This is a genomic window from Bradyrhizobium sp. DOA1 (assembly GCF_001593325.1).
Classification (GTDB): Bacteria; Pseudomonadota; Alphaproteobacteria; order Rhizobiales; family Xanthobacteraceae; genus Bradyrhizobium.
The window spans coordinates 5,698,651-5,711,265 of the sequence record NZ_JXJM01000001.1; the positions used below are offsets into that span (position 1 = coordinate 5,698,651).

Here is a 12,615-nt window from a genome sequence, read left to right on the forward strand (position 1 = left end):
TTATATCCCAAAGAACTGAGGCACCCCAAGCGGCCTCAGATGGGTATGATTAGAAAAGCAGATCCTTCACCAGCTCAACGAGCGGAGCGGAGCGATCGCAGGCTGGCGTAGGAAAAGAAAGATCGAACCAGAAGGCGGTCGCGCGGTGTTGTTGCTCTCAGGACCAGGCGAGCGAGCGGAGCTAGCCACACGGCTCGCATCACCATTCCTCATCGTCCGGCTCGAGTACGCCATCTTCTGCTGACGTCGCCGATCCCTCGACCGGGTATGTCTTTGCTTCGGGATCGCCGAGGAAGAACTTGGCAATCCGTCTGCCCAAAAGACAAACCCATGGGATCATAAACCAGCCTAATGCTAGAACCTGCACCCCAACGGCGCATGCGAACGCAACCTGATAGGCAATGGTCGGGTGGCGGCCATCCTGAACGGCCCAATGGTCAAGGATGAGTCCTGTCCCGTATTGGACGATGAAACGCCAGCCGAAGTGAAGAACGTTTAAGCCTGCATTTGCTCTGCCGGTGAGCTCCCTTGGGAAATATTCCGCTAAGATCGCATAACTGATGACCGTGGCCGCGCCGACAATCGAAATGACGAACCATGGCAGCAGCGATGGCAATGGCAGACGCAGAATCAATGCAAGCTCAGCCCCTACAAACAACGCTGTCACTGTCGCGAACAGAACTTCCGACCCTATCCCACGTCGGCGTAGCCGATCAGCCAACGTCCCAAGTAACATCGCCCCCGCGCTGATTCCGAGTGCCATGATAAAGAGCTGCCTAATCGAGGATTCGCGATTGAGCCCTTCGACGTTCGTCAGCCAAGATGCTGCCCACAAGGCCTGTAATGACCAGGCTGAGCCGATACAGCTTGCCGACAGCGGTGCTATCCGCCAAAAGCGCCGATCTGTGTAGATCGTACGCAGTTTTACGGCAGTCGACTGAGTTACCTGTGGCCGCGCCGCCTCAGGAACCGCCCAAAAAATCAGGAGGGCCGAAGCAAAGGTTGCGAGGGCTAAGAGTCCAAAAAGCCCACGCCACCCCGTACATTCCAACAGCCACTCGGTTGGCGTTGTTGCGGTCACTGCACCTAGTGCACCGAGCATGATCATGTAGCCATTGGCTAGGGCGACGCGTTCCCTTGGAAACCAGGTGACAATGGCCTTCAGCCCGGCCATTGCTGCAGCCGAGACACCGATGCCGATCATCGCACGCGCAACCAGAAGCTCCCTGAAGTCGCTAGCCGCGCCGAATAGAGCCGCTCCACCGCCGGCAACCAGCAGGAGCGCGCTCTGGACCCGACGTGGACCAAAACGATCCAGCAGTGTTCCGATCGGAATCTGGACGCCTGCGAAGACCAGGAAATAGACGGACGTCAGCAGGCCAAGGTTGCCAGCATCGAGGCCCAGATCAGCAGAGAGCTGACCCGAAATCAGCGTATTGATAGTACGGAACAGATAGGAAAGGTAATAGCCGGCGACGAAAGGAAGAAAAACATAGCCGATCAATCGACAAGTCGGAAGTTGGCGCTTAGCGTCGGATTGCGAAGGATTGGATAGACCGTTCGCGGCGTCTTGCGTGCGGATCGCAAGGTCACCCGCTCGTTTAGCAGAACGCGTTTGGCAGATTTTGAAAGTTGCGGTTGCTGCCGCCCTCCTCGGCGGCAGCGCTGACGTTGGCAGTTGCGTCCAGAATAGTGGCGGAAGGGATTTCATGTGCAGAATCTGTAGAACTTAGCGAAACATCGTCGGCCGCATAACTGTAAGAATTCGGGGCATCGATTTGGTCGATCGCCTCACTCAGTAAGGATCGGTTAGAACGGACGCGCCGGTCGACCTGTTCGGCCAGCGCCTTGAATCGCTCATGGCCGCGTTTACAGGCTTCAGGCTGCAGCGATTGCGGCATTGGAGGTGTGACGGTGAGGTGATAACGGGCGTGCAGCGCAACCATCTCAGCCACCATGCGGAAGTCGGTGTACAGACGTTCAAGTTGCCTGCTCATCCGATCGAGCGCCTCATGAATGAGACCTTCGATTGGCGGCGCTCGATCAAGGAACCCTTCAAGAGCAGCCTCCACGACAATGCCGTTGCCGACTCCGGGCCGGCCCGTTGCAACTTCGAGACGGCGAAGAATCTGTTCGGAAAGCTCGACGTTAATTTTTCTCGTTACGGCAAGGCTTTGCTGCGCCGTCCCCTCGGTTGTATCGACTTGCTGTAAATTTGGCTCGTTCGGTTCGTCGAGCGCTGTTTCGAAGCTCATACCGGCTCCTCCCGGATACAGGAAATGTCCAGCGCCCATAGCTGAGCGCGGCGAAATCGGTTCGAAATGGCAGTGATTGCTCCACCGATGATGGACGACACAAAGGGCAGGACGGCTGCTCGTTCAATCGCCGGAACCTCGAAAGCGTAGCCTGGGGTAGCCAAAGAAAGGAACGGCGGCTTCGTCGGGTAGGAGTTGCCCCGGCCTCTTCAGGCTAACGTCCTTCACCAAAGACTGCCGTGCGCGTGACGCCGACCAAAACTTCGATACCAATGCACCGCCACTCGCGCGTGGTTTCGCCTCCGTCGCCCATTGCACCGTGTCCGCCATAGCCCTCGCCATGAGCCAGAACCGGTCAGGAAAAACACCACGCGATCGGAGGTTAGATATGCCGTTCAAGATTTAAGCGACTGGGTCACCCAGTCCATTCGCCGGCCGAGTATGCTTGCTCCCACTGGTCGGCAAAGCCGGCATCTCAGGCTGCGGTCGGATTAGCCGATCAACTAGTGCCGTTCTCGGAGTTCGCTCGACTAGGGCCGACGCGCACGTGGTTGAGGGGGCCCGGCCAGACTCAGTCGCGGTTTGAAAAAAAGGCCGCCCCAGATGTGGGGCGGCCAGTGAATGTTCGTCGCGGGAGGAAGAATACGACGAACGAATTCAGAACCTATCGCGTCAGCCTCCTACCCAAGCGACCAGGCCGATCGCAGGCGCGGCTTTCTTATCGCCACAGCGGCACATCGTCTCTAGGCCAGAAAATACCCGCCGAGCGAAATCAACGCGGGTCCGTTTGCTGCTGCACAGTAGCCACTTGTTAGTATTGATTAATGCAATGGATGGGATATCGGCGCTGAATTCTAGCGCAGAATTCCTCTTTTGAGAGATTTTCCAGCCAAGCTAGCTGCTTACCTCCAACCCGTCCCATTTCTCAGCGCTTGGGCTGATGAGTTTAGAAGTCCCTTCTTTCGCGAGAACATATGTTCGGTCGCTTCATAACGGCGCGAGCGTCCGCGCCCAAATGCGCCATTGCAAAAGTAACGAGGAGAGAACTGCGCTCGGATACCAAACAATGCCTCTGATGTTCCATCCTGTGTTGCGCGATGATAAAGCGCCGCGCTTTGTCTTCGCGCTCTCATTCCCGAAACACCTGAAGCCCATCGAATTCGTAGCTATCTCGCGGGTCCCTTATCGTTCCTAGACCCTCGCCTTGCTTGCCGATCCACTCTGTTTGAGCTTCAGCGGAATCAGCCTCTCCTGGCTGTGTTCTTCGATAGGGTGAACCTTCAATTTGCCCCCAGCTCAACGATCCAACTGTCAGTACCATTCCTGTCTATTAGACTGCCGCAGAGATCCGGCCAACCTCGGTGGCTTGGCTCTCCAACAGCCGCCGGTAGATTCCGCCGGCCCGCCTAGTAAGGGCAGCATGTGTGCCCTGCTCGGCGATGACGCCGCCATCAAACACCAGGATGCGGTCGAGGCCGCGCACCGTCGAGAGTCGATGTGCGATCACAATCGAGGTGCGGCCCCTCATCAGCCGCTCCATCGCTTCTTGGATGAGGACTTCCGATTCGGAGTCGAGGCTTGAGGTTGCCTCGTCCAGGATCAGCACCGGCGCGTCAGCTAGAAAGGCGCGCGCCAGCGCGACGCGCTGCCGCTCACCGCCCGAGAGCTTGACACCGCGCTCACCTACCAATGTGCCGTAGCCCTTGCGCAGGCGCAGGATGAACTCGTGCGCATTGGCGAGCCGCGCCGCCCGCTCGATTGCCCCCATATCAGCTCCGGGCCGACCATAGGCGATGTTCTCAGCGAGGGAGCGGTGGAACAAGATCGGCTCCTGCTGCACGACGGCGATCTGGATACGGAGTGATCGCTGTGTGGCTAGAGCGATGTCCTGACCGTCGATCAGAATACGGCCGCCCGAAACATCATAGAGCCGCTGCACCAGCTTGACGAAGGTAGTTTTGCCGGAGCCGGAGCGACCAACCAGACCAACCCGCTCACCGGCGCTTATATCAACCGATAGTCTGTCATAGAGCTGGACGCAATCACGGCCATACCGGAAGGTAACGTCTTCGAATACAATCTCGCCACCTTCAATGGCGATCGGCTTTGCATCCGATACGTCGGCGATCTCGATCGGCTCGTCATGGATCGCGACGAGCTCCTCCATATCGTTGACCGAGCGCTGTAGGTTGTTAATGTACATGCCGACCTCGCGCAGATACGCGTGGATAACGTAGTAGCTGGTCAGCACATACGTGACGTCGCCAGGCGAGGCGAGCCCCTCCATCCACAGCAGCACCGAGCCGCCGATCACCGACATCCGCAGGCACAACAGGATGGAGAGCTGAGCCATGGCGGCGGAGTTGTAGCGCAGCCAGGTTCGCAGACACCGCACGCGCCAGCGGTTGATGGTGCGGGCGAGCCGTTCATCCTCGCGCTCTTCCGCGCCGAAAGATTTCACCACCGCATTGCAAGTCAGCGCATCGGCCAGCGTGCCGCCGATCTTGGTGTCCCAAGCATTGGAGACTCGTGCGGAAGGCGCGATATAGCGGACCGCGAACATCATTGTCACGACGACATAGATTGCCGCACCAATCGCGACCACGCCACCCAGTGCAGACCAGTGCAGCCCGAGCAAGATCATCGAACCGACCAGCACCGTCAGGGACGGCAACAGGGACACCAGGATGGTAGTATTGAGCAGATCCAGGGCCCACATGCCGCGCGTGATCTTCCGAACGCTCGAACCGGCGAAAGAATTGGTGTGCCAATCGGTTGAGAACCGCTGGACTCGCATGAATGCCTCGCGGGCCACATCCGACATTGTCTTGAGTGTGAACGGAACGATTGCGTGCAGACCTATGAGGCGTACGATCATCGAAACCAGGCCTAGTGCGACGATACCGCCGAAGGCGGCCAGCGCCGCATGTCGCGCCGCGTTGTGGTAAGGACCTGAGGTCAACGCGTCGACGAGATAGCCCGAGTATATCGGCATGAACAGGTCGGCCGCTGTCGCACCGAGGAAGCCAACCAGCACAAAGGCAGCGCGGTAGGGCTGGAGCAGCCATTGGCGGAAAACGAACGGAATCACCGCGCGGATGGCGATGGGGCGATTGTCAGCTTGAGCGATCATGCAGTGATCCGGTCATCCTTATCGCGCAGACCGGCGTCATCTGAACTGCGCTCCCCGTCGCAAAGGCGCGATCTGACACGGGCATTCGGTCGGCACTCTTCTTCAAGCGAAGCGCTCGGCGCCAACAGTCTAAGCCGCTCCGGACTGCCTCCATGGCTTTCTGCCGAATCCTTGCAGTCTCCTGCAACGGGCAACGATCTCCCTCATTCACATCTTCGGCGCATGTGAGTGTCTGCGAGCCCAAACAGAGTCCATCATGGTGTTTCAGGAAAGATCGCATTTCATGACTGCGGGCGAAAAGACCGCACACCCATCAGCTCCGACGTGGCAAGATCGATGTTGGACCCCGACGAGACGCGGGGCGCTCATGAAGTGCCAGTGTCCCCCGCCTCAATCAATTGCCACGGCTAGTAGTTGACTTGGGCCCACGCGTAGCCAGACCGGACCCATGGATAGACAGTTGCGCAAAGGCTGAGTGGGTGACAAAAACTTGGCCTCGCGACAGCCATTGTTGCGCGGCTAGAGATTTTGCGTGCGAGGCGATAGAGATCGACAAATTTCGTGGCCTACAGACCTGAGAAGCAGATCGCTCACACGCCAATCTAGACTTTGAATCCCGACAAGCCTGGTAACCGGGTCGAGGGGCCGTGAGATGTGTTAGCGGTTCCGGCAAGAAAAACGTCCGCCGCCCATGAGGCCCGTAAAAAGGCGGCGCGATGGTGATTAGAGCAACGAGTGCGAGCAGGAGATTGAGACCCAGACCTCAGGAGATGCCGTCGCGATCCGCAATGTGAATGCATTCCATCCAAAAAATCGATTTCACCAATTCCCGTGCTGCCAGGTAGGAAAACCGTCAGCAATTGAGCAACACGGTAGGTTTTCTGTCGGGAAAGCTACGAGGAACACATCATTGTGGTCGCATCAGTCCGGTCATAGGCGGCTTTTTGCCGGCTCCTCACTGGCTCTTGATTGGCGGCAAGGACGCCTGCAAGCGCGAAAGGCATGTAGATGATCATGCCTTCCCCTCCAGCAAGATGGACCGATCGCACTGCCCCGCCAGGGCGCAACGGCTTTGCGCCACGGTTAGCTCGTTTGGTGTTGAGGCATCAACAAGAAATCGAGCGATCGTCAGTCAGTCGGCTATCTCCAGTCCCCGGCTCGTTCCCACAATTTTGTGCCATTTGGGGATGGCGCCGCCGACCTCTGTCCGCTTTGGATCGACCATCGATCACACGCGGCGGAGCACACAATCCTGTTTCATCGAGGCTAAGCGATCACTGACCTCATACAAAAGGTCTGAAAATGGTGTGAAGACCGGCAGGGCAACTTCGTTGCTGGGGTATATCTCGAACATGTTCAATATGAACGCGAAGGTTATGATCAGATTGGAAACGCATACGCTGCCCCGCCATTTGCGTCGGCTCGAGGCCGAGACGATTGAAATCATGCGGGAAGTTGTCGCCGAGTTCAAACACCCGGTGATGCTCTATTCAATTGGTAAAGATTCGAGCGTCATGCTCCACCTGGCGATGAAGGCGTTCTATCCAGCGAAGCTGCCTTTCCCGTTGATGCATATTGATACGACGTGGAAATTCCGCGAAATGATCACCTTTCGCGACGAGACGGCAAAACGCATCGGGATCGATCTGATCGTCCACGTGAACAAGGACGGCATCGCGCGCGGCATCAATCCCATCGATTCCGGCTCCGCGCTGCATACGCAGGTTATGAAGACCGACGCGCTCAAGCAGGCCCTTGACCTGTACGGATTCGATGCGGCATTCGCCGGCGCGCGGCGGGACGAGGAGAAAAGCCGCGCCAAGGAGCGCATATTTTCGTTCCGCTCGGCAGGACACGTCTGGGATCCGCGTAACCAACGGCCCGAACTTTGGAACCTGTTCAACACCCGCATTCGTCAAGGCGAAACCATGAGAGTGTTCGCGATGTCGAATTGGACGGAGCTCGACGTCTGGGAATACATCATGTTCGAGAAGATCCCCGTCGTGCCTCTCTACTTCGCGAGATGGCGACCGGTAGTGCATCGGAACGGTACCCTGATCATGGTGGACGACGAGCGGCTCCCGCTCTTGCAGAGCGAGACCCCGCAGATGCGGAGAATCCGCTTTCGTACACTTGGATGCTACCCCCTGAGCGGCGCCATCGAATCGGAGGCGACCACGATCGAGGACATTGTCGCCGAAATGCAGGTTGCGACAGTTTCGGAGCGCCAGGGGCGCCTCATCGACATGGATGAGACAGCTTCAATGGAGAAGAAGAAGCGCGAAGGATACTTTTGATGGATATGGAAGCCAGCCCTTGCGTCGGCGAGGCTGACAGCAAGGATCAATTGCGCTTCATCACCTGTGGCTCGGTCGATGACGGAAAATCAACGTTGATTGGCCGACTCCTGCACGACAGCAAGATGATCTATGAGGACCAGCTACATGCGCTTGCCCGGGACAGCGCCAAGCACGGTACAACGGGCGGCGACATCGACTTTGCCCTGCTGGTCGACGGTCTCGAGGCTGAGCGTCAACAAGGTATTACCATCGACGTCGCCCATCGGTTTTTCACCACCTCGCACCGATCATTCGTAGTCGCCGATACACCAGGCCACGAACAATATACACGCAATATGGCGACCGGCGCCTCCAACGCGCAGCTCGCCATCATCTTGATCGATGCGCGCAAAGGCGTCCTTGCGCAAACCAAGCGCCACTCCTTCATCTGCTCGCTGTTGGGTATCCGGCACGTCGTGCTCGCCGTGAACAAGATAGATCTCGTTGACTACCGAAAGGATATCTTCGACGGCATCGTGAACGACTATGTTGCCTTTGCTTCGGAGCTCGGCTTTACGTCGATCACTCCACTTCCGATCTCCGCCAGGTACGGCGACAACATCACCAAGCGATCCCGCAACACCGATTGGTATCAGGGCCAGTCCCTGCTTGATCACCTCGAGACTATCGACATAGAATCCGAGACGACCGATCTACCTTTCCGTTTTCCGGTACAGTGGGTGAACCGGCCAAATCTGGATTTTCGAGGGTATGCGGGCACGATCGCCTCCGGAAGCATCTCGGTTGGCGATGAAATAATCGTGGCAGTCTCGGGGCTGAGCTCGCGCGTCAAGCGGATTGTGACCTACGATGGTGATCTTGCGGTCGCCGGAGCGGGCGAAGCCGTGACGATCACGCTCGAGGATGAGATCGACGTCAGCCGCGGCGATGTCCTGGCGACCCCGACGCACCGGCCTGAAATCGCCCATCAGTTTGCCGCTCATCTGATCTGGATGGACCAGGAGCCAATGGTGCCGGGGCGTTCCTATGCATTCCGGATTGGCACGCAATCGATCACTTCCGGCAGCATCAGCTGCATCAAATACAAGGTCGACGTCAACACACGCAAGCAGGTCGCGGCGACCACGTTGGGTCTTAATGAGATCGGCTTCTGCAATCTGGCCACTGTCCTGCCTGCAACGTTCGATCCCTACCGTATCAACCGGCGGACGGGATCGCTCATCATAATCGACGTCTCTACCAACCGCACTGTTGGCGCGGGGATGATCGAATTCTCGCGCCGGCGCACGACCAACATCGTCCAGCAACCGCTGTCGATTGGGAAGCAGGAGCGTTCCGCGCTCATGCATCAGAAGCCGTGCGTCATCTGGTTCACCGGCCTTTCCGGCTCTGGCAAGTCGACGATTGCCAATATCGTCGACCAGAAGCTGTTCGCAATGTCGCATCACTCGATGCTGCTGGATGACGACAACCTGCGTCAGGGGCTCAACCGGGATCTCGAGTTCACCGAGGAAGATCGTTTTGAGAATATCCGCCGTGCTGGCGAGGCGGCACGATTGATGCTCGAAGCCGGACTGATCGTCATCTGCTCGTTCATTTCTCCCTACAAGGCTGACCGGAACATGGTGCGCAATCTGGTCGGGAACCGCGAATTCGTCGAGGTCTTTGTGGACACACCGATAGAAGAATGCATCCGACGCGACCCAAAGGGTCTTTATTCCAAGGCAAAGTCAGGCCAGATCAAGAACTTCACCGGCATCGATGCGCCGTACGAAGCGCCAAGCACGCCGGAACTCCATTTGAAGGCATCAGGCGAGCGGCCAGAACACTTGGCTGACAAGGTGCTAAATTGCCTCGCCGCACGAGGATTCATCACCCTGAGGTGATCGGAGGGAGAACTCACAAGGTCTGTCGACTCTACCAGATACTCTTTGACCCCGGGGTCGGGTCTCCAACCCGCATGAAGCGCTTACCGATTTGTAGTCGAGGACTGCTTCGCGCCGTCTGCCCGCCGCGGGCTCACTCGCGTACAGTCGTCTGGGAAATCAAGGCGTCTCCCGACACTCCCAGCGACCAACAGTGCGGCTCAAAATGAAGTGTGAGTGGTCCCCTTCACCCGCCCACGGTGCGATGACGTTACGGTTGTTGAGCAACGGTCGAGATATGCTGGGCTGACGCTTGCCACCGCTAGGATAAGCCGCTTGATCTCGAATAAGCCCGCTTGCCAGCACGAGTATGAGCTGCCGGGGTGCTCGTGTGAATTTCTAAGTTGACGAATTTTTCTTCCGGAATCCGGGGTCCTCGCCGGAATTGCGCGCGACCAATGCCGTTCGCCTCGCCCGCCAGTAAAGCTTCGGCGGCTAAAGTCGCTCTTTCGGAACGCGATTGCATTCTGATCGTTCGAGGATGCTCGAATCGCGCCTAGGGTCAGATTGCAAGATTTTGGTCGCGTAGCTCGGCCCTACATTGCGCAAGGCCAAACATCCATTTGGTCCCGTCGATTGATCGACAGTCGCGGCCACGCAGGATCAACGCTTGTTGCGATGGATTAGGCATTAACGGCCAGTATCATCCATTGACGGGTCGTCGGGAAAAGAACTCGCGTTGTCAAAACGAGGCAACCTAAATCAATTCTTCGGCACCCGCATAGCTCTGCTTTGACTTCAATCAGGGTGGCGAAGGAAAGCAAGTGAATGTCTTCCGCGGTTGCGATTCCGCTCAGAGCGTCGCGCTTATGCCCCATTAGTTTGTGATGACGGTGAGTGACCCGCATGAGGGACGCAAATCGCGCGGCCTCCATCGAGATCTCCTGTTTTGGACACCGAGGGCCGTGAAAGTGAACGATTCGACGAACATAGAAGATCCCGATTCGGCGGTGCCCGACGGCAGGGTCCTGGAAGTAACGACGACCACGGGCTGCGTCATCGGCTGTTCTTATTGTCCGCAGGACCGGTTTGCCGTTCGGCAACGTGCCGTGTCGCATGCAAAGCATCTTCGTCTTGAAGATTTCAAGAAATGTTTGGCGCGCGTACCATCAACTGTCGACATCAGCTTCGCCGGCTACTCGGAACCCTGGCTCAATCCAGCTTGCACCGATATGGTTGAGCATGCCTCCGCATCAGGCCATGGCATCAGGATCTCGACGACGCTTGTAGGCATGAACCGGCGGGATCTGAAACGGCTGCAAGCCTTACATTTCCGGGTTTTCTTAGTCCATGTCGTCGATGACGGCACTTACATGAACAGCCGTCTCGTCAGAGGCGAGTATGTCGATTTGGTGCGTCAACTTGTCGACGCAGACATTTCCTCGATGCTGTTCATGGTCGTGGGCGACGTCCATCCTGATCTCGTCGAGATAATCCCCGAGAAAGCGCTCGTTCGCTCCCGCCCCCGCAGCGTCATGGCTGTAGAAGTTCATCCTGACATCGCTGAAGCAGGGCAGCCAATCGCAGGCGCAGTGACATGTGCTGACGAACGATACCATCGCAATCTTCTTCTCCCTAACGGCGACGTTACTCTTTGCTGCATGGATTTTGAGCGACGCCACGTTTTAGGCAATCTTCTCCGCGACGAATATCAAGATCTCTTCGAAGGTCCAACTTTTTGCGAAATTGCCGAGCGCATGGCCGGAAAAAAAGAAGGTTTTCTGCTTTGCCGGATGTGTGAATCTGCCGGATCGAAAGCAGTTAAGTGCTGATATGGAGGCATTTGGGCGAACCTGCGCGAAGCTAGGCGCGGATCATTGGCTGTATCGTGCTGAGCTGGCCCGCAATTCCTTGCCCGGCTCGGCGCATACCAATCACTATGTCGCAAATTCATCAGGCAATCGACTACTGAATCGGTGATTGCGAAACATCATTGTCCACAAGACTTCACGTCATTTTGCAGAGTAACGGAAGACGCATCGCTTTGGGATGCTCAGGGACTCCCACCACGCAGAGCAGACATTCTATGCGAGCGATTTGCATTGAATCTTTCAGTCTCTTGGACGTCCGCCCCCTATTTGAAGGGGCTGTATGCTGCACGATCGTCTCGCGGAGTTAGATCGGCCCTAATCGGAGCCCGGGAGTCGCAAGTTGTCGACCTGACCCTGCTCTCACCCAGTTGCCAAGGCCCAGCAGAGCCTGCGTGCTTTGCTCCAACGGCACCGCAGGAGAAGACGACCCATCGCCGCTTCCCGATCTTCGGGCAATAGATCTGAAGTCGGCTCGCCAAAGCCAAACAAGGCCAGAAAAGGGCCACTGCAGCGCCGGGACGACGTCGCAATGCCGCGCCAACGGCCATTCCCATTGCGAGTAGACGCCTCGCACCGAGGCACAGCTCACTTTTTGCATGATCTGGAATCGGGGCCGATCCGAAATCACCCGGCATCCTAGCCTCGTGGTAAGCGCGTCGCAGTCATCCGCGCTTTTGAGGTGGTGCCCCTGCACCACTGTTTTGAGCTTCCATTCGATGAGAATGAGATGAGGGTCAAAGCGTCGCTGGAACAGACGGCGCTCATCAGCACACCACGCGCCAAGTGCTTCCGAGATACTGGTCTCTCAACGTTCATCCGGTCGCCCGCTTCAGAGGATCTTGAACATATTCATGCGATCGCGCGCAAAGGGCTTGAATCGTACGGAACGTCATATTGTACGAGTCGCACGGTAGGTCGCGACGTCTGAGTCATGGTGGGTGGCCTGACCTATCCAAATCATCGAGATCGTCATGATGAATGGCTGATGTGTTTTGTCGTAGGTGGGACAATGACGTCCAACGCCGTTGATGTGTGCGTAGTCGGCAGTGGTGCCAGTGGCTCGATAGTTGCCCACGAGTTGGCCCGAAATGGATTCCAGGTGCTCGTCCTTGAAGCAGGCCAGGAGCTTCCTGCGGGCGCTTCATTGAAGAGTGTCCAACGTGGTTTTGGTAACGCCCTGGTGCGCTCTCC

The 12,615-nt window shown here is 57.3% G+C and carries 6 protein-coding genes and 1 pseudogene; 4 read left to right on the top strand and 3 right to left on the bottom strand.

From position 1 onward, the window contains the following. Positions 1-199: 199 nt before the first annotated feature. The 3 genes from SE91_RS26390 to SE91_RS26400 form a co-directional block, all read right to left on the bottom strand. Positions 200-1,504 carry an MFS transporter gene (locus SE91_RS26390; RefSeq protein WP_502687154.1) on the bottom strand — a complete coding sequence of 435 codons (1,305 nt, stop codon included), beginning with the start codon at positions 1,502-1,504 and terminating at the stop codon, positions 200-202. A 97-nt stretch (positions 1,505-1,601) separates the two neighbouring features. After that, the gene (locus SE91_RS36545) at positions 1,602-2,255 is read right to left on the bottom strand and encodes a hypothetical protein (RefSeq protein ID WP_156489796.1); all 654 of its coding nucleotides are present in this window, start codon (positions 2,253-2,255) and stop codon (positions 1,602-1,604) included. A gap of 1,330 nt (positions 2,256-3,585) precedes the next feature. After that, positions 3,586-5,388 carry an ABC transporter ATP-binding protein gene (locus tag SE91_RS26400; protein ID WP_061849711.1) on the bottom strand — a complete coding sequence of 601 codons (1,803 nt, stop codon included), beginning with the start codon at positions 5,386-5,388 and terminating at the stop codon, positions 3,586-3,588. A 1,361-nt stretch (positions 5,389-6,749) separates the two neighbouring features. Between SE91_RS26400 and cysD the strand changes: the two genes are divergently transcribed. From cysD to SE91_RS38315, 4 genes and pseudogenes are all read left to right on the top strand, one after another. Next, positions 6,750-7,685, top strand: a complete 936-nt coding sequence (gene cysD, locus SE91_RS26405; RefSeq protein ID WP_061851337.1) for a sulfate adenylyltransferase subunit CysD — start codon at positions 6,750-6,752, stop codon at positions 7,683-7,685. Positions 7,686-7,690: 5 nt separating this feature from the next. Next, on the top strand, positions 7,691-9,574 hold the full coding sequence (gene cysN / locus SE91_RS26410) for a sulfate adenylyltransferase subunit CysN (protein ID WP_061851338.1): 1,884 nt from the start codon (positions 7,691-7,693) through the stop codon (positions 9,572-9,574). A gap of 944 nt (positions 9,575-10,518) precedes the next feature. Beyond that, a complete protein-coding gene (locus SE91_RS35630) occupies positions 10,519-11,385 on the top strand; it encodes a radical SAM/SPASM domain-containing protein (protein ID WP_245318540.1) in 867 nt (288 codons plus the stop codon). Between the two features lie 1,048 nt (positions 11,386-12,433). Next, positions 12,434-12,559, top strand: a pseudogene (locus tag SE91_RS38315) (FAD-dependent oxidoreductase); the annotation flags it as partial. Positions 12,560-12,615: the final 56 nt, after the last annotated feature.